At 63.3% G+C, this 22537-nt stretch carries 21 protein-coding genes; 13 read left to right on the top strand and 8 right to left on the bottom strand.

Annotation, left to right across the window (positions count from 1 at the left end; translation table 11 throughout):
- Genes ACYVGS_RS17430 through ACYVGS_RS17420 form a run of 3 tightly spaced genes read right to left on the bottom strand, consistent with a single transcriptional unit; the run spans position 1 to position 2397 of the window.
- Positions 1 to 411 (bottom strand): response regulator, encoded by a 411-nt coding sequence (locus ACYVGS_RS17430; protein WP_460589969.1) that lies wholly within the window; start codon positions 409 to 411, stop codon positions 1 to 3.
- A gap of 10 nt (positions 412 to 421) precedes the next feature.
- The gene (locus ACYVGS_RS17425) at positions 422 to 1123 is read right to left on the bottom strand and encodes a hypothetical protein (protein ID WP_460589968.1); all 702 of its coding nucleotides are present in this window, start codon (positions 1121 to 1123) and stop codon (positions 422 to 424) included.
- Positions 1120 to 2397 (bottom strand): sigma-54-dependent transcriptional regulator family protein, encoded by a 1278-nt coding sequence (locus ACYVGS_RS17420; RefSeq protein WP_460589967.1) that lies wholly within the window; start codon positions 2395 to 2397, stop codon positions 1120 to 1122. The genes ACYVGS_RS17425 and ACYVGS_RS17420 overlap by 4 nt, the downstream gene beginning before the upstream one ends.
- A 247-nt stretch (positions 2398 to 2644) precedes the next feature.
- On the opposite strand from ACYVGS_RS17420, the gene ACYVGS_RS17415 reads away from it, so the two are divergent.
- From ACYVGS_RS17415 to ACYVGS_RS17405, 3 genes are all read left to right on the top strand, one after another.
- On the top strand, positions 2645 to 3865 hold the full coding sequence (locus tag ACYVGS_RS17415) for a thiolase family protein (RefSeq protein ID WP_460589966.1): 1221 nt from the start codon (positions 2645 to 2647) through the stop codon (positions 3863 to 3865).
- On the top strand, positions 3862 to 4263 hold the full coding sequence (locus ACYVGS_RS17410) for a Zn-ribbon domain-containing OB-fold protein (protein ID WP_460589965.1): 402 nt from the start codon (positions 3862 to 3864) through the stop codon (positions 4261 to 4263). Before ACYVGS_RS17415 ends, ACYVGS_RS17410 begins: the two co-directional genes overlap by 4 nt.
- 134 nt (positions 4264 to 4397) lie before the next feature.
- A complete protein-coding gene (locus ACYVGS_RS17405) occupies positions 4398 to 5657 on the top strand; it encodes an MgtC/SapB family protein (protein ID WP_460589964.1) in 1260 nt (419 codons plus the stop codon).
- A 31-nt stretch (positions 5658 to 5688) separates the two neighbouring features.
- Here ACYVGS_RS17405 and ACYVGS_RS17400 read toward each other — a convergent pair whose 3' ends face one another.
- The 5 genes from ACYVGS_RS17400 to dnaA all read right to left on the bottom strand — a co-directional run bounded on the left by ACYVGS_RS17400 (position 5689) and on the right by dnaA (position 12293).
- Positions 5689 to 5910: a DUF2061 domain-containing protein gene (locus ACYVGS_RS17400; protein WP_460589963.1), complete on the bottom strand. Its 222-nt coding sequence runs from the start codon at positions 5908 to 5910 to the stop codon at positions 5689 to 5691.
- A gap of 144 nt (positions 5911 to 6054) precedes the next feature.
- On the bottom strand, positions 6055 to 8472 hold the full coding sequence (gene gyrB / locus ACYVGS_RS17395; protein WP_460589962.1) for a DNA gyrase subunit B: 2418 nt from the start codon (positions 8470 to 8472) through the stop codon (positions 6055 to 6057).
- A 16-nt stretch (positions 8473 to 8488) separates the two neighbouring features.
- Positions 8489 to 9664 (bottom strand): DNA replication/repair protein RecF, encoded by a 1176-nt coding sequence (recF, locus tag ACYVGS_RS17390; RefSeq protein ID WP_460589961.1) that lies wholly within the window; start codon positions 9662 to 9664, stop codon positions 8489 to 8491.
- A gap of 21 nt (positions 9665 to 9685) precedes the next feature.
- Positions 9686 to 10789 carry a DNA polymerase III subunit beta gene (gene dnaN, locus ACYVGS_RS17385; RefSeq protein WP_460589960.1) on the bottom strand — a complete coding sequence of 368 codons (1104 nt, stop codon included), beginning with the start codon at positions 10787 to 10789 and terminating at the stop codon, positions 9686 to 9688.
- A 37-nt stretch (positions 10790 to 10826) separates the two neighbouring features.
- A complete protein-coding gene (gene dnaA, locus ACYVGS_RS17380) occupies positions 10827 to 12293 on the bottom strand; it encodes a chromosomal replication initiator protein DnaA (RefSeq protein WP_460589959.1) in 1467 nt (488 codons plus the stop codon).
- Positions 12294 to 12825: 532 nt separating this feature from the next.
- On the opposite strand from dnaA, the gene rpmH reads away from it, so the two are divergent.
- From rpmH to ACYVGS_RS17330, 10 genes are all read left to right on the top strand, one after another.
- Complete coding sequence (gene rpmH, locus ACYVGS_RS17375) at positions 12826 to 12960, top strand: 50S ribosomal protein L34 (protein ID WP_460589958.1); 135 nt, start codon at positions 12826 to 12828, stop codon at positions 12958 to 12960.
- Positions 12961 to 12975: 15 nt separating this feature from the next.
- Positions 12976 to 13380 (top strand): ribonuclease P protein component, encoded by a 405-nt coding sequence (gene rnpA / locus ACYVGS_RS17370; RefSeq protein ID WP_460589957.1) that lies wholly within the window; start codon positions 12976 to 12978, stop codon positions 13378 to 13380.
- Positions 13374 to 13619, top strand: a complete 246-nt coding sequence (gene yidD / locus ACYVGS_RS17365; RefSeq protein WP_460589956.1) for a membrane protein insertion efficiency factor YidD — start codon at positions 13374 to 13376, stop codon at positions 13617 to 13619. Before rnpA ends, yidD begins: the two co-directional genes overlap by 7 nt.
- A 3-nt stretch (positions 13620 to 13622) precedes the next feature.
- Complete coding sequence (gene yidC, locus ACYVGS_RS17360; RefSeq protein ID WP_460589955.1) at positions 13623 to 15332, top strand: membrane protein insertase YidC; 1710 nt, start codon at positions 13623 to 13625, stop codon at positions 15330 to 15332.
- A gap of 40 nt (positions 15333 to 15372) precedes the next feature.
- A complete protein-coding gene (gene mnmE / locus ACYVGS_RS17355; protein ID WP_460589954.1) occupies positions 15373 to 16740 on the top strand; it encodes a tRNA modification GTPase in 1368 nt (455 codons plus the stop codon).
- Positions 16741 to 17260: 520 nt separating this feature from the next.
- The gene (locus ACYVGS_RS17350; RefSeq protein ID WP_460589953.1) at positions 17261 to 18127 is read left to right on the top strand and encodes a DUF2971 domain-containing protein; all 867 of its coding nucleotides are present in this window, start codon (positions 17261 to 17263) and stop codon (positions 18125 to 18127) included.
- An 87-nt stretch (positions 18128 to 18214) separates the two neighbouring features.
- A complete protein-coding gene (mnmG, locus tag ACYVGS_RS17345) occupies positions 18215 to 20119 on the top strand; it encodes a tRNA uridine-5-carboxymethylaminomethyl modification enzyme MnmG/GidA (RefSeq protein ID WP_460589952.1) in 1905 nt (634 codons plus the stop codon).
- Positions 20100 to 20756: a 16S rRNA (guanine(527)-N(7))-methyltransferase RsmG gene (gene rsmG / locus ACYVGS_RS17340; protein WP_460589951.1), complete on the top strand. Its 657-nt coding sequence runs from the start codon at positions 20100 to 20102 to the stop codon at positions 20754 to 20756. Before mnmG ends, rsmG begins: the two co-directional genes overlap by 20 nt.
- Positions 20757 to 20788: 32 nt before the next feature.
- Positions 20789 to 21586, top strand: coding sequence for a ParA family protein (locus ACYVGS_RS17335; protein WP_460589950.1), 798 nt, complete (start codon positions 20789 to 20791; stop codon positions 21584 to 21586).
- 19 nt (positions 21587 to 21605) lie between these two features.
- Positions 21606 to 22505: a ParB/RepB/Spo0J family partition protein gene (locus tag ACYVGS_RS17330; protein ID WP_460589949.1), complete on the top strand. Its 900-nt coding sequence runs from the start codon at positions 21606 to 21608 to the stop codon at positions 22503 to 22505.
- Positions 22506 to 22537 lie beyond the last annotated feature (32 nt).

Below are 22537 nucleotides of genomic sequence, written 5' to 3'. Positions count from 1 at the left end.
TCAGTGCTCCCCGGCTGCCCGCGTATGCTCGTGAATCAACTGCCGCAACACCGGATCCGGGGGAATCTTGCTGGCGTGGGCGGTCGCTCCACGCGCCTGACCGCGGGCAATATCAAACAGCCCGTCCGACGAAGAGAGCAGGACGACGGGCAGATCCCGGGTGTCTTCGGCACCGCGAATCAGACTGCAGGTCTGATAGCCATCCAGCTCGGGCATGCTGATATCGAGAAAGACAATATCCGGCCGGAAGCGACGCAACAAGGCGAGGGCACTGAAGCCATCCTCGGCACACTCGACCTCACAGCCCATCGACCGCAGTGTATGCGACATCATCATGCGGATGGTCTTGGCATCGTCCACCACCATCACGCGAACACCGCGGATATCCTGTTCTTCACTCTGTGCTTCCATCGCCTCGGGTTCACTCCTTGCCGGGTCCGACAGTATTTTCGCCCGGGCCGCCCGAAGGCAAGGGGAAACCCGCCTTTTCGTCAGGCAGCCAGGGAGTATCCGCAGGTCGCTCGCCGCCACCGGGAGCGGCAGTCTGGGCGGGCGCAAATAGCAGATTGTGGAAGAGCTCAAGGTGGCCGGCCTGAAAATCCTGCCACTCGTAGATATTGAACTGCTGCATCAAGCGCAGGCAGTGCTGGAAAAGCGCTGCAGCGTCGTAGCTGGATGGCGGAATACGGAAGCGTTCGGTCAGACGGGCAATGATACGGGCAGCAATTTCGCGGCGCCCGCTATCCGCACGGTAGAGCAGGTGCTCCAGGGGAGAGGAGACGATCGGCGCCCCGTAGACCAGAAAAGCCTCCCAGCGCAGAGGATCATGCTCCTCACCCAACTCCGCGACCAGGAAATGCACCATGCTGCGCAGCACCGGGCGGGCGGGCAACACGTCCTGTTGCAGCCAGCGGCGTATATCTGTCTCTCGCCACTCGGGGTTAAGGGCAAGAATCGCCAAGACCCGGCCATCCAGTTGGCCCGGTACCACACCCGCGAGATCCCAGAGCAGGTTGAGGCGCGCCGAAAAGCCCATGGCCACGCTGCTGTCGGGTGGACTGATCGCGCGGTAGCGGCGGCTAAGCTCTTCCACCGGTGGGCGCGTGGTACGCGGGGTTGTCATCGCAGCGACTCGCGCATCTCATACTCCCTCAGGCGCTTCTGGTAGGTGGGGCGGGACACGCCCAGCAGGCCGACCCGGCGCGCCATGGGAAGCCTGTCGGAACAGGCTTCCAGGCGACTGAGCAGCAGCGACTCCAGGCGCAGCAGGGGAGACTCGCCCTCCAGACCCAGCCCGCGCACCCAGTCCTGGATCAGGCGACGGGTTTCCGACCACTCGACGCAGGCTTCCCGCTCCACATCCCGCTGCCGGGCAGCGGGATACCAGCGCTGTACATTGCGCGGCGAGGTCTGCACCAGCCGCGCGGCCTGGCTGGCCACCCCCGCGTAGCGCGCCAGCGAGGCGAGCAGGAGCTCGTCGCGCAGCCACTGCCCAAGGGGCAGGTCATCACAGTCACCTGCGACTATAGCCTGCAACAGTTCCGCCAGGGCGATCTGCAATTCCTCCCAGGCGGAAGGTGCCAGCACGTCGGCTGCGGTCTGCAGCGTCCAGAGTGTCGCCGGCGCGGCGCTGCGGCCGCCCTCGTAGAGCTGCAAATCCGCGGCGGAAAGCCAGTCTGCCTCGGGCCTTCGCTCCATCGCGCGGACAACCCGCTGGCGCAATTCACTGAGATTGCCGTGCCACTGGTGACGACGCATGGCCTGTTCGGCCTCCGGCGTATAGCCCTGCAGCCGGCTGCCGTGCCTGGCGGACTCCTGCTGCAGGATCTTGCCCGCCCAACGCAGGATGGCCTGAGGCCGCGCACGCAGTGGCGGAACATGGATGGGGTGCCCGGCAAAGACGCTGGCCAGGCGCGCCTGCAGTTCACCCGCTTCGACCAGGGCCGTGAGGCTCGCAGGAAAGAGGGCCGCAAAGCGCAGCGGGGGCAGATAGTCACCGCCGTCCTGTGTCGGCAGTCGCCGGGTCGCTACCAGGCGGGCCAGGCGCTTCTGTACTTCCGGATGCAGCAGCTGGGGCGACTTCAGTACCAGGGTCTGGCCAGGCGCCGCGAGCATCGCCTCGAGCAGACGCCGCCAGGACTCGTCGCGCCCGCGGCACTCGCGGCAGTCCAGCAGACGAAGCGCGTCCGGTGATGCCCCGCTGGCCTGGTGGTAAAGCTTGGCCAGGTAGAGTTTGCCGGTTCCGCGAGCGCCAATAATCGCAAGCGGCATGTCGGTCGCCGCCAAAAATCGCGCCTGGTCGACCGCGCCCTCCATGTTATCCAGCACATAGCCCGCCGGCCCGGACCGGGCATCCGTGGTGCGCGAAAGCTTGTCACGAGGCAGTGAGGCGGTCATGGCAGCGGCCCGGATCCGTCGGCTGGGGCCGCGCCAGTATCCCCATTCGCCGCGCAGGCCGTCAAGCCGGCTCCCCGGGGGTGTAACGGGAAACGCCCCGGCCCGCAAGCGCTCCGGTCAAGCGGCAATCAAAGCCCGGGGAACGGTTCGAGGGCTTGATCCCCCTGGCGTTTTGCCCGCGTGCAGCCTGACAGCTCCCCGTCGCGCGTGTTTTCATAGGTCACGCCGCAACGCGAGGAGAGAGTTTATGGGCCTGCAAGGCAAGGCATCGATTACCGGCTACGCCCAGTATGCACCGGAAAAATATGCCACCGCGCCGCAGATGTTCCACCTGGAGCAGGTGGCCGACCTGGCCCACCAGGCGCTGAAAGAGAGCGGCCTGGCGCTGCAAGATATCGACGGACTGATCCTCAACAACACCAGCTTCCATGAAGCGGATATTTTTGTCCCGGCCATGGCGGCCGAGTATCTGGGCATTCCGGTCAATTTTGCCGAGGTGGTCGATCTCGGCGGCACCAGTGCCGTGGCAATGGTCTGGCGCGCAGCCGCGGCCATCGAGCTGGGCCTTTGCCAGGCGGTTCTCTGCGTGCTGCCGGCGCGCATGGCGCCACTGGGGCCTGCCGAGGACCCGACCCAGCTTGCCACCGCCATGCGCTTCGGTGGCCACAGCACCCGCTACGGCGCACCCGAAGCCGAGTTCGATATTCCCTACGGTCATGTGGGCCAGAACACGGGCTACGCCATGATTGCTCAGCAATACGCGGACCGTTTCGGCTATGACCCCCGGGCCATGGCCAAGCTGGTCGTGCAGCAGCGGGATAATGCCCAGGAACATCCGCAGGCCATTTTTCGCGGCCAGCCCCTGACCGAAGCCGACTTCCTCGCCAGTCGGATGGTCGCGGATCCCTTGCGCCTGCTGGAAATCGTCATGCCAGTCGCCGGTGGAGCCGCCGTCATCGTCACCTCCGAAACCCTGGCCCGGCGCTGCCCGCACCGGCCGGTGAAGGTTCTCGGCTTCGGCGAGAGACTGGCCTACAAGTCGCCGACCTATGCCGCAGACATGACTGTTACACCCATTCGCGAGGCGGCGCGGCAGGCCTTTGCCATGTCGGGACTGCAACCCGTGGACATGCACATGGCGCAGGTCTATGACTGCTACACGATCACCGTACTGTTGAGCCTGGAAGATGCGGGTTTCTGCGCCAAGGGGGAGGGCATGCGCTTCCTGCGCGAGCGCGACCTGGGATTCCGCGGCGACTTTCCCCTCAACACCCACGGCGGCCAGCTGTCTTTTGGGCAGGCAGGCACGGCGGGGGGCATGTCACAACTGATTGAAGCCTGCACCCAGATCCAGGGGCGGGCGGGTCCGCGCCAGGTTCCGCGCCACGACAATGCCTTTGTATCAGGCACCGGTGGCGTGATGAGTGAGCAAGGTGTCCTTATCCTGCAGGGGGGAGAACAGGCATGAGCGCCGTGATTCCAGTTTCCACGCCCATCAGCCAGCCCTTCTGGGAGGGACTGAAGGAAGAAGTGATCCGGGTGCCGCGCTGCGACGAGTGCGGCCACTGGATTTTCTACCCGCGTCGGCACTGCACGCACTGCGGTTCGCTGTCACTGACCTGGCGCGAGATCTCCGGGCGCGCCACGCTGTGCAGCTACACCCTGGCTCGGGTTCCCACACTGGAGGAGTTCGCTGCGGACCAGCCCCAGAACCTGGCCATCGTGACACTGGAAGAGGGCTTCAACGTCAACAGCAGCCTGGTGGATATCGAACCCGGTGACATGCGCATCGGCATGGCCCTGCGCCCGGTGTTTGCACCCGTGGGAGACAGTGGCGCCCAGCGACTGTTGTTTACCGCAGCCTGACGACCCGGTGTAGTGCGCTGAGCCCCTGGGCACTACACTGGCAGGGACAAAGCGGATAGACGGAGTGGGGAATCCCCCAGTGAATCTCGGTGGAAAGCGGCCTGCCACTACCAGAACCGATACTTGAGATTGCGGTGGCACTGGCCATCGGTCTGCTGGTGGGCAGCGAGCGGGGCTGGCATCGCCGCAATCACACGGAGGGCAGCCGGGTTGCCGGTATTCGCACCTTCACCGTCCTCGCCCTGCTCGGCGCCCTGGTCACTACCGCCGGGCAGTACTGGCGCGACGACCTGGCCATCGGGATCGCGGCTGTCGGCTTTCTGCCCGCGGGGCTATTGCTGGTGGCGGGCTACCAGCGTGCCGCCGAGTCACCCCGGCGCCTGAGCATCACCACGGAAGTGGCCGCCATGCTGGTGTACTGGCTGGGGGTGATCGCGGTGGCTGGAGAGCCGCTACTCGCCGCCGCCAGTGCCGTCGTCCTGGCGCTGCTGCTGCACCTAAAGGACACCCTGCACCGCTGGTTGCGCATTCTGGACCAGAGGGAGCTACTGGGTACCCTACAGTTCCTGCTTCTGTCGGTGGTCATGCTGCCGCTGTTGCCGGACCGCGACTTTGGCCCCTGGGATGCCCTCAACCCCCGGGAAGTCTGGTGGATGGTGGTGCTGATCGCGGGACTCTCGCTGGTTGGCTATTTCGCCATGCGGGCAGCGGGCCCCCGTTGGGGGCTGCTGGCGACAGCCCTGGCCGGGGGCATTGCCTCCTCCACCGCCGTGACCCTGAGCCTGTCCCGACTGCACCGGGAACTGGGTAACCCCGCCATGACCGCGGCCGGGGTGCTCCTGGCCAGCAGCACGATGTATCTGCGCATGCTGGTGGTTATCGGTGTCCTCAACCCGGCACTGGCCTGGGACAGCCTGCCACTGCTGGCGATTGGCCTGGGCGTCCTGCTACTGGCCGCCCTGTGGCACTGGCGTCAGGGGGCCGGTGATGCCCGGCAGGCAGGCGAGCGGATTGCGGTGCGCAATCCCTTTGAACTGGCGCCGGCCCTGCAGTTTGGTGCGCTGCTGGTCATCGTGATGCTGGCATCGGAAGCGCTGCTGGCCGCCTTTGGTCAAACAGGCCTCTACCTGCTGTCGGTCTTCACCGGCGTCGCCGATGTCGACGCCATCGTGCTATCGCTGGCGCCCCGGGCGGGGGAGGACCTGGGAAGCCAGGAAGTGATCCTGTGCATGGTGCTGGCGGCTGCAACCAACACGGTCATGAAAGCGGTCTACTGCCGGCTGATTGCCGGCAGTGCTCCCGGCTGGAAGGTGCTCTGGCCGGCGCTGCTGGCCAGTGGTGGCATGCTGGCGCTGCCACTCTGGCAGGCATTCTGGGGCGCAGGCACGGGCTGAACCGGGACAGCAAACCGCGCGCCAACCCGACTCAAGCCGCCAGGCCCCCGGTCATCGCGGGATGCCCTCCCGTCGGATGGCGCCTGGACTCCAGCTGGCGCCAGAGCTTCTCGTGCCAGTAGTAAGCCACCGAGTTAACGGCGGGCTCCACCAGGGCCACCAGACCGCCGAGCCAGGCGCTGCCCGTCAACAGCCAGGCCACGGAAAAGGCGATGGTGAAATGCATTACGGTGAAGGACAGTGTTTTGCTCATGACTTGTCTCCCTTGAGTTGGGTTAATAATAACCATTCTCATCAATGGCAACAGTTCAATCTGCCAAAGATCACCTTCCACAGAATGAAAGATAGCTGCCGCCTGGCAGGCACGGCAGCAGCTATTGGAGACAGTCCGCTGGGGTCAAACGTCGAGGTTGGCCACCGACAGCGCGTTCTCCTCGATGAACTCACGCCGCGGTTCCACGTGATCGCCCATCAGGGTGGTGAAGATCTGGTCCGCCTTCATGGCGTCCTCGATGGTCACCTTGAGCATGCGACGGGCGTCCGGGTCCATGGTGGTCTCCCAGAGCTGATCCGGGTTCATTTCCCCCAGACCCTTGTAGCGCTGGATGCTGTAGCCCTTGCGCGCCTCGGTCATGAGCCACTCGAGGCCCTCCTCGAAGACCTGGGTGGGGAAGGTCTTGTCGCCCCGACGGAAGTAACCGCCTTCCTCGATCAGGTTGTTCAGGGTGTCTCCGAGTTCCACCAGACTGCGGTATTCCCCGGATGAGAAGAACTCCTGACTGTACTCCGTCTCGCTGCTGACACCGTGGGCGTGCAACTTGACGACCGGGTAGTGGATATTGCGTTCCACGTCGCGACGCACCGAGACCGTGTACTCGGCACCCTTGGGCGCAACGGTAAGTAAGCGCTCACTTAACTGCTCGGCAAAGCGCTGCACAGCGGCTTCATCCGCCATTTCCGCGAGCGACAGACGGGCACCGTAAACCAGCTGCCAGAGTACCGGCGGAGCGTACACACGGCTCAAGCGATCGATGGTGGCTGCGACCTTGCGGAAACGCAGCACCAGCTCTTCGAGGGCCTGACCGGTGACCGGCGGCGCATCGGGGTGAACCACAATGGCGGCCTCGTCCAGCGCCGACTGGGTCAGGAAGTCCTTCAACGCCTGTTCGTCTTTCAGGTACTGGTGCTGCTTGCCCCGGGAGATCTTGTAGAGAGGCGGCTGGGCAATAAACACATGCCCGCGGTCAATCAACTCGCGCATCTGCCGGAAGAAGAAGGTCAGCAGCAGGGTGCGGATATGCGAGCCGTCGACATCGGCGTCGGTCATGATGATGATGCTGTGGTAGCGCAGCTTGTCCGGATTGAACTCGTCCTTGCCGATGCCGCAGCCCAGGGCAGTCACGATCGTACCGACCTCGGCGGAGCCGAGCATCTTGTCGAAGCGCGCCTTTTCCACGTTGAGAATCTTGCCCTTGAGCGGCAGGATCGCCTGGAATTTGCGGTTGCGGCCCTGCTTTGCGGAGCCGCCTGCGGAGTCGCCCTCAACCAGGTAGAGCTCGGAGAGAGCCGGGTCCTTTTCCTGGCAGTCGGCGAGCTTGCCCGGCAGCCCCGCGATATCCAGGGCACCCTTGCGCCGGGTCATTTCGCGTGCCTTGCGCGCCGCCTCGCGGGCGCGGGCGGCATCCAGCATTTTGCCGACCACCGCCTTGGCATCACCGGGGTGTTCCAGCAGGTAATCGTTGAACTGGGTATTCATGGCCTGTTCGACCGCTGTCTTGACCTCCGAGGAGACCAGCTTGTCTTTGGTCTGGGAGGAGAACTTGGGGTCTGGCACCTTAACCGAAATGATTGCCGTCAAACCTTCGCGGGCATCGTCGCCGGTGGTGGAGATCTTGGCTTTCTTAGCCAGACCTTCGCGCTCGATGTAGCTGTTCAGGCTGCGGGTCAGGGCCGCACGGAAGCCCGCCAGGTGCGTGCCGCCATCCCGCTGAGGAATGTTGTTGGTGTAACAGTAGATATTTTCCGAGAAGGCATCGTTCCACTGCAGGGCAACCTCGACACCGATACCGTCGGTCATGTCCACCTGGAAGTGGAAAGGCTTGTTGACCGTGCTCTTGTTCTGATTGAGATAGGCTACGAAAGCCTTGAGGCCGCCCTCATAGGCATAGGTTTCCTGGCGACCACTGCGCTCGTCCTTGAGGTGAATATTGACCCCGGAGTTCAGGAATGCCAGCTCACGCAGGCGCTTGCTCAGCAGGTCAAAGTGAAACTCGATATTGGTGAAGGTCTCCGAGGAGGGGTGGAAGCGCACGGAGGTGCCGGAGCTGTCGGTATCACCAATCACGGCCAGGGGTGCCTGGGGCACGCCGTGGCGATACACCTGCTCATACATTTTCCCCTGCCGGCGAATTGTCAGCACCAGCTCGGAGGACAGGGCGTTTACCACAGAGACGCCGACACCGTGCAGGCCGCCGGATACTTTGTAGGTGTTGTCGTCAAACTTGCCCCCAGCGTGGAGCACGGTCATGATCACTTCCGCGGCAGACACCCCTTCATCGTGCATTTCCGTGGGAATGCCGCGCCCATCGTCGCTGACCGAAACGGACTCGTCCGGGTGAATCACGATATCGATGCGTGAGCAGTGGCCCGCCAGCGCTTCGTCAATAGAGTTGTCAACCAGCTCAAACACCATGTGGTGCAGGCCGGTTCCGTCGTCGGTATCCCCAATGTACATCCCGGGTCGCTTGCGCACAGCATCCAGGCCCTTGAGCACCTTGATACTGGAGGAATCGTAGTTGTTGCCGCCGTCACTCATGGTCTTGCACTCTTCATCACAACATTGGTTGCCTCAACCCGTCTGGGGCCGAGGCTCGAACCTGACCGTGTTCCACGTGGAACAATTTAAGGGCTTCCGGTGTAGGCCACACCACTTGCAGGTCATCGCGATCGACACTGGTCAGAAAAACTTGCGCCCCCAGGGCGTCTAGCTCCTCACAGACCCGGCCGAGGTGCCCCCGATCCAGCTCTGCTGGCAGGTCATCCACCAAATAGAGACACTGCCGACCCGTCGCTTCCCGTAAAAGGCCACCCTGGGCCAGTTTCAGCGCAATCACCAGAAGCTTCTGCTGACCACGGGATAGTGTCTCCGCCGCGCTTCGACCCTGGACCGTAATCCGCACGTCCGCCCGGTGGGGCCCAGTCTGGGTAAAACCCCGCTCGCGGTCACCCTCACCCGCGACCGCGAGTGCTTCTGCATAAGGCACTTTGCGGTCCCAGCCCCGCCGATACCGCACCTCGACCTGATCCAGCTCCGGCACGAGCCGGTTTAGCACCTGGCGAAACCGGGGGGCAAGCGCCTCAAAGTAGGCCAGGCGAAATGCATGTATCGCTTCGCCCGCCTCGGCAACCTTGCGGTCCCACACAGCCAACTCATAACCGCTTATGGTACCACGGCGAAGCAAGGTATTGCGCTGTTTCAGGGCCCGCTGGAAGCCCATCCAGTGTTCGTGGAAACCATGTTCCACGTGGAACACACCCCAGTTCAGGAACTGACGGCGCACCGCGGGACTGCCCACCAGGAGATCAAAGGTACTCGCATCGATCACCTGGACGGGAAGGGCAAAGGCCAACTGGGACAGGTTGCGTTGCGCCACGCCAGCGAGCTTGACCTGGAGATCACCACTAACCGTACGCTGTACGCCAAGACTTGAATGCCTGTCTCCCACTTGCTGGAGGGCGAAAACCGTCAACTGATCAGACCCGTGCCGTACCAGAGATCGCGGCGACGTGTTCCGAAAACTGCGCCCACTGCCGAGGATGTGAATGGCCTCAAGAAGCGAGGTCTTGCCACTGCCATTGGGACCGTAAATCAGGTTGACCCGGCCCAGGTCTTCAAGCCTGACACTCTGCAGGTTACGGAGTTGATGGATATCCAGGCGCGAGAGGCGAGACACGGAGGGGGAGGGGCGTGTGCGGAGGGATTCGGGAAGCGGTGCGACGGGATTCACCCGCCACACCCGCCAGTGCCCTTACAGGCGCATCGGCATGACCACATACAGGGAGTCACCGTCTTCTGCCTCCTCAAGCAGGGCACTGCTATTGGGGTCCGACAGGGAAAGCTTCACGGTCTCACCACTTAACACCCCAAGGACATCCAGGAGATAACTGACATTGAAGCCAATCTCGAGGCCATCGCCGCGATACTCCACGGGGACCTGCTCCTCGGCCGTTTCCTGTTCGGGGTTATTGGCAACAATATCCAGACTATCCTCGGACAGCTTGAGGCGCACACCGCGGTATTTCTCATTCGAGAGGATGGCCGTGCGGGTAAAGGCCTGGCGCAGGTCGAGACGGGCGCCTACGACCACTTTCTCCGCGGAACGCGGCAAAACCCGCTCGTAATCCGGAAATTTGCCGTCCACCAGCTTGGATGTAAAGGTAAATTCACCGGTGGTTGCGCGCAGATGATTGCTGCCCAGGGTGATGCCAATCTCCTCGTTCTCCGCCAGGAGCAGGCGCGCCAGCTCGAGCACGCCCTTGCGCGGGAGTATCACCTGGGTGTCCTGCTGCCCGGACAGGGCTTCAGGGAAGGTGCACATTGCCAGGCGATGACCGTCGGTTGCTACCACCCGCAGCTGTTCCTGACGGATCTCCAGCAACATGCCATTGAGGTAATAGCGCACATCCTGCTGGGCCATGGCAAAACTGGTGCGATCGATCAAACGCTTCAGTTGACCTTGCTTGAGGCTGAACTGCTGCGTCCCAATGCCTTCTTCGACACTGGGGAACTCCCGCGCCGGCAGCGTAGAGAGCGTGAAACGACTCCGTCCCGAGCGCACGGTAGCCTTGCCTTCCTCCACACTGAAGGCAATGTCGCTTCCCTCGGGCAAGGACTTGCAGATATCCACCAGCTTCCGTGCCGGCACCGTCACTTCACCGTCGATACCGGCCTCATCCACCGGTACACGGCCCACCAACTCCACTTCCAGGTCGGTGCCGGTCAATGACAGCTGGCTTCCTTCCAGTACCAGCATCACGTTGGACAGCACCGGCAAGGTCTGCCGCCGCTCGACCACGCCGGCCACCAGGTTGAGAGGTTTCAGCAGTGCATCCCGCGAAATGGAAAATTTCATGGTCCTCGGTATCCTTCCGTTGGCGCCAGACCCTCGCTCAAGTGGTCAACGAGCGCAGCAGGTTCTTGTAATCTTCCCGAATATCCGCGTTGGTTTCGCGAAGTTCCTTTATTTTACGGCATGCGTGCAGGACTGTCGTGTGGTCCCGGCCGCCAAAACTGTCACCGATCTCCGGCAGGCTGTGATTGGTCAGCTCCTTGGCCATGGCCATGGCCATCTGCCGCGGCCGGGCCACCGAGCGGCTGCGCCGGCGGGACATCAGGTCCGCCACCTTGATCTTGTAGTACTCGGCCACTGTGCGCTGAATATTGTCCAGGCTGACCTGCTTGTCCTGCAGTGCCAGCAGGTCCTTCAGGCTTTCCTTGATCAGCTCGATATCGATCTGCTTGCCGGTGAAGTGAGCACTCGCTATCACCCGCTTAAGTGCACCCTCGAGCTCACGCACATTGGAGCGAACACGCTGGGCGATAAAAAACGCCGCCTCTGGCGGCAGGTGCACGCTGGCCTGGCTCGCTTTGTTCATCAGGATCGCGACTCGCGTCTCCAGCTCGGGCGGCTCTACGGCTACCGTCAGGCCCCAGCCGAAACGGGATTTCAGGCGCTCTTCAAGGCCGTCGATCTCCTTGGGATAGCGATCACAGGTAAGAATCATCTGCTGCCCGCCTTCCAGCAGGGCATTGAAGGTGTGGAAAAACTCTTCCTGGGAGCGATCCTTCTTGGCAAAAAACTGGATATCGTCGATCAGCAGGGCATCCACGGAGCGGTAGTAGCGTTTGAACTCGTTGATGGCATTGAGCTGCAGCGCCTTGACCATGTCTGCCACAAAACGCTCGGAATGCAGGTAGACCACCTTGGCGTTTGGGTTCTGTTCGCGCAGGGCATTGCCCACCGCGTGCATCAGGTGGGTCTTGCCCAGGCCCACTCCACCGTACAGAAACAGCGGATTGTAGGCATCGCCGGGGTTCTCCGACACCTGCCTGGCGGCAGCCAGTGCCAGCTGGTTGGATTTGCCCTCGACAAAATTCTCGAAAGTGTAGTGATCGACGAGGTTGTGCTGGTCGTGACCGCCTTCGCCCTCATTGCGCAGACGCGCTACCGACGGTGGCGGCACAGCCCGCAGCGTGCGCTGCTGTGGTTCAACCGGTTGCCGGTCGACCGCCTGGCCGGATACCGCCATGCCTGAAACCGCCGGCGGAAATTCCGACTTACCGGCGGCAGCACTGCGCGCCACAACCGGTTCGGTGCGAACCCGGCCACGGGCACTGCCCACCTCGAGGTTGACCTCCAGGCCCGCGTGGCCCTGAAGCTCGCGCAAGAGCTCACCGATACGGCCGGCAAACTTGTCGCTGACGAAATCGCGGATGAAACGGTTCGGCGCGTGCAAGGTCAAACCGCGATCGCAGGATTCGGCCTGCAGTGGTCTGATCCAGGTATTGAACTGTTGCGACGGAAGCTCGTCCTGCAAACGGTCCAGACAGCGCTGCCAAACTGGATCAGCCGACATGATTCCCCCATGACATCGGCACGCGAGTGCCGGTGTACTGATTTGCAATCCCTTGACGTTCCCCGGCGATTCACCACAAATGCCTGTGCATCGGGGACCAGAGAGCGGCCATCATACCCCTCTACAACACAGTTATCCACACTGTAATCGGAATTTTTGATTCCCAGGTAGCCCTTTTATTTCAATCAGTTAGATCATTATTGGCGATTCTTTAACCACCCCGGAGCAGGTTTTTTTACTGGGCAAAAAACTGTGCAAAACATGTGTATATCATTGTGGGAAACTGTGCACCGATTGCTGAACGCGGCGCCATTGCTGAGCTTGACCAAGACACCCCGATGGCGAATTCACCTTCCATCGACAGCACCCCGAGTCTGCCCGCAGCGGACCTGGCTCGAGGCCCGACCTGCAGTGATTGAATTGACGGCGGGCTTTCTCTATAATCGCCAGCCTTTTTGCGGCCGGCCAATCCGGGTTTCCCGGAAGGGCGGCTACCTTCTTTCTTCTTTATATACCGTTACGGACAGATGTCATGAAGAGAACATTCCAACCCAGCGTACTCAAGCGCAAGCGTACCCACGGTTTCCGCGCCCGCATGGCCACCAAAAGCGGCCGTCAGATCCTGTCCCGCCGCCGCGCCAAGGGCCGTCAGCGCCTGAGCGCCTGATAGCCGGCCACCCAGGTGAACAGCCCCGACCTTCGGCTGCCACCGGGTACCGGATTTGACAAGACCCGGCGCCTGCTGACCGCCGAACATTACCGTCGTGTGTTCGCGGCGCCGGACGCCCGTGCCTCCCACAGGCAGATCTTGCTGCTGGCCAGAACCAACGAACAGCCCGGGCATCGCCTGGGCTTGGTTGTGGCCAAGAAAAATGTGCGCAAGGCGGTACAGCGCAACCGCATCAAGCGCATTGCCCGGGAGGTGTTCCGTTTTCAGCCCAGCCAGCCCCTGAACCTGGACGTGATTGTTCTGGCCAGGCGCGGTCTGGATGAGCTGGACAACCCCGCCCTGGCCAAACTGCTCCGGGAGCAGTGGTCGCGTCTCCTGCGGAACTCGCTGCGCAACGGGGACAAGCGTCCATGCTGAAGTATCCGCTGCTGCTTCTGATCAGCCTCTACCGCTACACACTGAGCCCCTTCGTTGGCAGCCACTGCCGCTTCTACCCCAGCTGCTCACTGTATGCGCGCGAGGCCATCATCACCCACGGCGCACTGCGCGGCACCTGGCTGACCCTGCGACGCCTGGCCCGCTGCCACCCCTGGCACGAAGGCGGCATTGACCTCGTCCCGCCATGCCCCCACAGCCACCGATTGACTGAAGACTGATCTATGGACCTGCAACGCACATTGTTGATCGGCGCCGCCGCACTGTTGTCTTTCATGCTGCTGACCGAATGGGTCAACTTCAAGGACGCACACACCAGCGAAAGCCTACCCCCCGCCACCCGGCTGACCAGCCAAGGTGGCGAGGCACCGGTTCCCGCGGCCACCGAACTCCCCAAGAGCGCCGCCGCCAACGAAGACCTGCCGAGTGCGCCGGTTGCCAGCGACGACATCAGCGCCGCGCCAGCGGTCGAAAACAATTCCGGGGCCACCACCGGTCGCATCGTCCAGGTACACACCGATGTCCTGCAGGTAGCCATAGATCTCAGGGGTGGCGATATCGTCGAAGTCGCCCTGCCCGAACACCTCGAGGATATCGACAACCCCGACCAGCCCCTGGTCCTTCTTGAACGCAACGAACGACGCACCTATGTGGCCCAGAGCGGGTTGATCGGCCCCGATGGTATCGACAGCGAGCAGCGGGCCCGTTTCACGGCCGGCCAGCAGCGCTACAGCTTGGAGCCCGGCGCCGAGAGCCTGACCGTCGACCTGGCCTGGGAAGGCAATAATGGTGTTCGCATCACCAAACGCTTCACCTTCAAGCGCGGGGACTACGTGACCCGCGTCAGTTACCTGGTGGAAAACCGCGGGGACACCGCCTGGCAGGGCAACCTCTTCGGGCAGATCAAGCGCGACAGCAGCATGGACCCCTCCGCCAGCACCAGCGGCATGGGCCTGAAACCCTTCCTCGGTGCCGCCATCACCCAGCCCGACGAACGCTTCACCAAGTTCAGCTTCGAGGACATGCGCGAGGAGCCCTTCCGCGAGGCGCTACCCGGCGGCTGGATCGCCATGATCCAACACTACTTCCTCAGCGCCTGGATTCCCAACCCGGACCAGACCCACACCTACAGCACCCGGGTCACCTCCAGCGGCGACAACATCGCCGGTTTCGTCAGCCCGACTTTGTCGGTACCACCCGGGGAAAGCGGGCAGGTCAGCGCGCGCTTCTACGCCGGCCCCAAGGACCAGTACCGCCTCGAGGAAATCTCCGAGTACCTGGATCTCTCAGTCGACTACGGCTGGCTCTGGTGGATCGCACAGCCGCTGTTCTGGCTGCTGACCCAGATCCAGGCCCTGGTGGGCAACTGGGGCGTCACCATCATCCTGCTAACCGTGCTGATCAAGGGGGCCTTCTACAAGCTCTCCGCCACCAGCTATCGCTCCATGGCCAACATGCGGCGAGTCGCACCCAAGATGCAGGACATCCGCGAGCAGTACGCGGATGACAAGCAAAAACAGTCCCAGGCAATGATGGAGCTGTACCGCAAGGAGAAAATCAACCCCATGGGCGGCTGCCTGCCCATCCTGGTGCAGATGCCGGTGTTCATCTCCCTCTACTGGGTACTGATGGAGAGTGTAGAGTTGCGCCACGCGCCCTTCTTCCTGTGGATTGAAGACCTCTCCGTCATGGACCCCTACTTCGTACTGCCCCTGCTGATGGGCGCCAGCATGTGGTTCATGCAGAAGCTCAACCCGCCGCCGCCGGACCCCATGCAGGCCAAGATCATGCAGTGGCTGCCGGTGATCTTCACCTTCTTCTTCCTCTGGTTCCCCGCCGGCCTGGTGCTCTACTGGGTGGTCAACAACCTGCTGTCCATGGGCCAGCAGTGGTACATCACCCGGCAGATCGAAAAGGAAAACGCCAGGGCCTGACCCCGCACCACGGGGTCGGCGCCACAGGTATACTGGCGCCATGTTCCAGACCGACACCATCGCCGCTATTGCCACCGCCCCCGGACGTGGGGGCGTCGGCATCGTGCGCCTTTCGGGGCCCGCCGCTCGCGAAATCGGGCAGGCCATTGCCGCCCAGCCCCTCCAGCTTCGACACGCTCACTACTGTGATTTCCGCGACGCCGCGGATACCGTGATCGACAGCGGTATCGCCCTCTACTTTGCCGGCCCGCACTCCTTTACCGGGGAGGATGTCGTCGAACTGCAGGGCCACGGTGGCCCGGTGGTCATGGACCTGTTGCTGCACAGTTGCCTGACCCGCGGCGCCCGACAGGCCCGCCCCGGCGAGTTCTCCGAACGCGCCTTCCTCAATGACAAGCTGGACCTGGCCCAGGCCGAAGCCATTGCCGACCTGATCAACAGCAGTACCGAACAGGCGGCACGCAATGCCACCCGCTCGCTCCAGGGGGCCTTCTCCCGGCGCGTGGCGGCGCTTGCCGAGGCGGTCATGCGCCTGCGCGTTTACGTCGAGGCAGCGATCGACTTTCCCGAGGAGGAAATCGACTTCCTCGCCGAGGGGCAGGTGGCCGAACAGGTCAGCGCCCTGCAGCGACAGCTCGCGGCAGTACTGCAGGAAGCGCGCCAGGGCAGCCTGTTGCGGGAAGGGATGAAGCTGGTGATCGTGGGCAAGCCCAATGCCGGCAAATCCAGCCTTCTCAACTGTCTCTCCGGCCAGGAGAGCGCCATCGTCACCGATATTGCCGGCACTACCCGGGACGTGCTGCGGGAACACATACAGATCGATGGCATGCCCCTACATATCGTCGACACCGCAGGATTGCGCGAAAGCGGCGACGCCGTGGAGCAGGAGGGCATCCGGCGGGCCTGGCAGGAAATGGCCTCGGCGGATCGCATTCTTCTGGTTGTCGACAGTAGCAGTGAAGACGCCGATCTGCCTCGGGAGGCTCTATGGCCGGCCGGGGAACAGCGTCCGCCGGCGAACACCCCAGTCACGCTGATCCACAACAAGTGCGATCTCAGCGGACACACACCGTCCCAGGAGATCAATGCCGAGGGCGACCCCGTGATCCGCCTCTGCGCCCGCTCCGGGGAAGGGGTCGATCTGCTGCGCCAGCATCTGAAGGCCGCAATGGGTTACAGCGACGCCGGTGGCAGCAGCTTCAGTGCCCGCCGCCGCCACCTGGTGGCCCTGCAAGAGGCCGCCGAATGGCTCGACCAGGGCCAGGCGCAATTGGCGGGCGCCGCTGCCGGCGAACTGCTGGCCGAGGACCTGCGACAGTGCCATAACGCCCTCGGAAGCATCACTGGCGCCGTCAGTAGCGACGCCCTGCTGGGGGAGATCTTCTCCAGCTTCTGTATCGGCAAATAAGCCCCCAATTCGGACCATCTGCAGGCCGATAAACCGTCCCCGACCCTATCTGCCGGCCGGTCATCGCCGCCGCACTCGCTCACCGCCAGCCTGCGGGAAAACGTTATTCTTTCGCCTGTGGATAACCTTGCACACGTTATTCCGCGGCCCAAAACCATCCACAGCGAAAAGGCTTCAGGCTTTACCCCCAACTTACCCACAACTCTATTCCTAAACAGCAAATTCCTCGGGAAAGATTGCCCACAGGCTGTGGAGAAAAACCCTCTTTACGCACAGCTTCGTGCATTTCAGCAAAAAAGGCTCAATTTCATCCACAGAGGGACACAGGATGTCCAGCGTCGGTCCCGCCCCCAGCCGCCCACCTGTACCTGGTACAAGTCATTGATACAAAAGGGCAAAAGGGGCTTTTCAACAGGCCAAGGTACGACCATATATAAGTACAGCAATCCTTATCAGTACTTTCATACATAACAGGCATAATAGATAACAGACATAAACAGACACTGATTCACAGAACCCAATGATCGACGACATCATTCAACGCCTGTACGCGGACTCGACCCGGGACACCCTCTACCACTACACCAACCTCCAGGGCCTGCAGGGCATCGTGGATTCCGGTGTGCTCCGGGCCAGCGATGTGCGCTACATGAACGACTCCACCGAGTTGAGACACACTCTGGAACTGATGCAGCAGCACATCTCACAGCGCTTGCAGGCGGGTACCGACCACCCCGCATTGCTTAACGCCCTGCAGGAGTGGCTCAGCCACCGGATCGTTGGCGGGCCAATGCTGTCTGCCGCATCCTTTCGCGCGAATGGCAACTTGTTGGGCCAATGGCGCGGCTACTCGGCCCTCGGAAAGGGAGTGTCCCTGGGATTTGCACCCGATTGGCTGCGCGAAAAAGCCGATGCGCAGGGTTTCCAGATCGCACGTTGTATCTATCACCCCGGCACCCAGGAGAACCTGGTGGAGGAAATCGTCGACGCCGTCGAGGACGATGCCCAGCGCGCCCTGGAGAGTCGCGGCGACCTCGACGAGGCGGTAATTTTTGAACGTCTGGAATCGCGCCTGCTGCGTATCGCCGCGGTGCTCAAACATCCGGCCTTCGAGGAGGAGCAGGAATGGCGGCTGGTATCGCCGGTCATGGATGACTGCCAGGACTGCCCGGTTGCCTTTCGCGAGGGCGTCTCGATGCTGATTCCCTGGTATCCATTCCGGCTGGGCACGAACGAAACCGACCCCATGCGGCTGGAACACGTCTTCCTGGGGCCGACTCCGAACACCGATCTGTCGATGAACTCCCTGGCGCTGTACTTGCGCAAACGCGGTGTCGAGCCGCGGCGGGGTGTGGAATACTGCCGGATTCCCTATCGGCAGCGCTGAATAATCGCCTAACTTTTGAACAATCGCGGCGGCGGACGTATAATCGCCCGCCGGCCGAGCGCCGGTGAACCAGACGAGGCGAGAGCGGTGGATTACCCGGAGCGATTTGATGTCATAGTGATCGGTGGCGGCCATGCCGGCACCGAGGCCTGCCTGGCCGCAGCCCGCATGGGTTGCCGCACGCTGCTGCTCACCCACAGCATCGACACCCTCGGGCAGATGTCCTGCAATCCGGCGATTGGCGGCATCGGCAAAAGCCACCTGGTGCGGGAAGTGGATGCCCTCGGCGGCGCCATGGCCCGGGCCACTGACCGCGCCGGCATCCAGTTTCGCGTGCTCAATGCCCGCAAGGGGCCGGCGGTGCGCGCCACCCGGGCGCAGGCTGACCGGGTGCTCTACCGCAATGCGATCCGGGAAATTCTCGAGGCGCAGCCCAACCTGTGGATCTTCCAGCAGGCGGTGGACGACCTGGTGATCGAAAATGGCCGCGCCGTGGGTGCAGTCACCCAGATGGGCCTGACCTTCCGGGCGCCGGCGGTGGTGCTGACCACCGGGACCTTCCTCGGCGGCAAGATCCATATCGGCCTGGAGGCCAGCAGCGGCGGGCGCGCGGGGGATGCACCGGCCATCGCCCTGGCCCGCCGTCTGCGCGAACTGCCCTTCCGGGTGGAACGGCTGAAGACCGGGACGCCCCCGCGCATCGACGCCGACAGTGTCGACTTCAGTGAGCTGGAAGAGCAGTGGGGCGATGCCGATGCGCCGGCAATGTCCTTCGTGGGCAGCGTCGACGAACGTCCGCAGCAGCGCTGCTGCTGGATTACCCACACCAATGAGCGCACCCACGAGATCATCCGCGGCGGGCTCGACCGCTCCCCGATGTACTCCGGCGTGATCGAGGGCATTGGGCCGCGCTATTGCCCGAGCATCGAGGACAAGATTCATCGCTTCGCGGAAAAGACCTCGCACCAGGTGTTTATCGAGCCCGAAGGCCTCAACACGCGCGAGCTCTACCCGAATGGCATTTCCACCAGTCTGCCCTTCGACGTCCAGTACCAGCTGGTGCGCTCGATCCGCGGCTTCGAGAACGCGCACATCACGCGACCGGGTTATGCCATCGAATACGACTTTTTCGACCCGCGGGACCTGCAGTACTCCCTGGAAACCCGCGCCGTGCCCGGCCTCTACTTCGCCGGCCAGATCAACGGCACCACCGGCTACGAAGAAGCCGCTGCCCAGGGCCTGCTTGCCGGCCTCAACGCCGCCCTGGCCGTGCAGGGGCGCGATCCCTGGTGCCCGCGCCGGGACGAGGCCTACATCGGTGTGCTGGTGGATGACCTGATCACCCTCGGTACCCTCGAGCCCTACCGCATGTTCACCTCGCGTGCGGAGTACCGCCTTCTGCTGCGGGAGGACAACGCCGACCTGCGCCTGACCGCGAAAGCGCGCGAGCTCGGCCTGATTGATGACCCGCGCTGGGCCCGTTTCGAGGCCAAGCAGGCGGCAATTGCCCGGGAAAATACGCGCCTGGCCACGACCTTTGTCCATCCCGGCACGCCGGCAGCGGAAGCGCTGGCACCGAAACTGAAAACACCCCTCGCCCGGGAGTATTCCCTGGCCGATCTGCTCAAGCGACCGGAGCTGCGTTATGCCGATGTCGCCGGGCTCAAGGGGGAGCCCCTGGCGGATACCCAGGCCGCCGAGCAGGTGGAAATTCAGGCCAAGTACGCCGGTTATATCGACCGGCAGCAGGAGGATATCGAGCGCCTGCGTCGCCATGAGGACACGCCCTTGCCGGCGGATCTCGATTACCAGGCGGTGGATGGCCTGTCCCACGAAGTGCGGCAGAAACTGTCGGAGGCCCGGCCGGCCACCCTGGCCAGGGCCAGCCGGATTCCCGGGGTGACGCCGGCGGCGGTGTCGCTGTTGTTGATTTACCTGAAAAAACGGGGCGCCCTGCAGGCGGCGAGTGCGATTGACCGACATTCTGCCTGATCGTCCCGCGCTGCGGCAGCGCTTGATACGCGGAGCGGATTCGCTCGCGTTGTCCCTGGATGAGGCCCAGTACGAGCAGTTGCTCGACTACCTGGCCCTGCTGGTGCGCTGGAACCGGGCCTTCAATCTGACCGCGGTGCGCGATCCCGCCGAGATGGTGACCCGGCACCTGCTGGACAGCCTGGCGGTACTCCCGCACCTGCCGCCGGGCCACTGTATCGATGTCGGCACCGGGCCAGGGCTGCCGGGCATCCCCCTGGCCATTGCCCGGCCCGGGCTGTCGATCGACCTGCTCGACAGCAACGTCAAGAAAACCCGGTTTCTGTTCCAGGCCGTAACCGCCCTGAAGCTCGGCAACACGCGCATATTTCACTGCCGGGTCGAGGATCATGCCCCCGCCGTGGGCTACGACGTGGTATTGTCCCGGGCGTTCGCCTCGCTGGATGACATGGTCGATGGCTGCGCGCATCTGCTGGTGCCGGGTGGCTGTTTCCTGGCCATGAAGGGCCAGTGGCCGGAAGCCGAATGGCAGGCGGTGGCGGAGCGCTGTGAGCTGCGAGCCCGGCACGAGCTGGCGGTGCCGGGACTGTCCGAGCAGCGGCATCTGCTGGAACTGGGCTTGCGCGAGGCGGCATAATCGACGCGGCAGGACAATCGGGGTGGGACCGAGTGGCACGAATACTGGCAATAGCGAACCAGAAAGGGGGGGTGGGGAAGACCACCTCTTGCATCAACATGGCGGCCTCACTTGCGGCCATGAAAAAGCGCACCCTGCTGGTCGATCTGGATCCCCAGGGCAATGCCACCATGGGCAGTGGGGTGGACAAGCATGGCGTCGATGCCAGTATCTACCACGTCCTGGTGGAACGTACGCCCGTGCGTCGAGCGCTGCAACGGGTCCCCGAGGGGGACTTTGATGTCCTTCCCGCCAACGGCGATCTGACCGCCGCGGAAGTCGAACTGATGGACCTCGCCCAGCGTGAGCGCCGCCTGCGGGAGGCTCTGGCCGAAGTCAGCGACGACTACGATTACATTCTCATTGACTGCCCACCCTCCCTGAACCTGCTGACCCTCAACGGTCTGGTGGCTGCCCACGGTGTGGTGATTGCCATGCAGTGCGAATATTTTGCCCTTGAGGGCCTGTCGGCGCTGGTGGATACCATCCGGCGGATTGCCGCGTCGGTGAACCCGGACTTGCGCATCGAGGGCATCCTTCGCACCATGTACGATCCCCGCAACAGCCTGACCAACGAGGTGTCGGCCCAGTTGCACCAGCATTTCGGGGAGGCGGTCTACCGGACGGTTGTGCCGCGCAACGTTCGCCTGGCGGAGGCACCCAGCCACGGGGTTCCGGCGATGTATTACGACCGCGGCTCCCGCGGGGCGCGGGCCTACATGGCGCTGGCCGGGGAAATCCTGCGCCGCGAGGAAAAACAACGGCAGGCCATGCCCCGGGTACTGACCTGAGGCAACAGGGAGACGGATTATGTCGGCAAGGAAACGAGGATTGGGGCGCGGCCTGGAGGCGCTGCTGGGTGCGGGCGCCGAAGCGTCACCGGCTCCGTCGGGCGACACCGTCGAAGCCCTGCGGGAGGAGGAGCAGGCCTCCCTGAAGGACCTGCCTGTCGAGTTTCTGCAGCGGGGCAAATACCAGCCGCGCCGGGACATGGACCCGGAATCCCTGCAGGAGCTGGCCGACAGTATTCGCGCCCAGGGCGTGATGCAGCCCATCGTGGTGCGGCGGATTGGCGACAATCGCTACGAGATCATTGCCGGGGAGCGCCGCTGGCGCGCAGCGCAACTGGCCGAGTTGCCGACCGTTCCCGCTGTGATCAAGGATGTTACCGACGAAGCCGCCATTGCCATGGCGTTGATCGAGAACATTCAGCGCGAGGACCTCAACCCGATTGAAGAGGCGGTTGCCCTGCAACGCCTGCAGCGCGAGTTCAGTCTCACCCAGCAGGAAGTGGCCCGGGCAGTGGGCAAGTCGCGCTCCACAGTGGCCAACCTCCTGCGTTTGATGGCCCTGCAGGAGGATGTTCGTTTGCTGCTGGAGCGGGGCGACCTGGAAATGGGGCACGCCCGGGCGCTGCTGGCACTCGAGGGTGGCAGCCAGTCACAGGCGGCGCGCACCGTGGTCGGCAAGGGGCTGTCGGTGCGCCAGACCGAGGAGCTGGTGCGTCGCTTGCAGCGCGCGGCCGCGGAAGCGCCGGTCAGCGCCAACCAGTCTGTACAGGACCCGGACATTCGCCGCCTGCAGGAAGACCTGTCGCAAAAACTGGGGGCCAGTGTGCAGATCCAGCACGGTGCCCGCGGCAAGGGCAAACTGGTGCTCAGCTACAACAGCCTGGACGAACTCGACGGGATTCTGAGCCACATCCGCTAGCCCTGACCACTGTATCTTGTAGTCGACTGAAA

The sequence above is a fragment of the Haliea atlantica genome (assembly GCF_054779855.1).
Note: the sequence above shows the minus strand (reverse complement) of the source record. Positions and strands in the feature narration are given on the sequence as shown.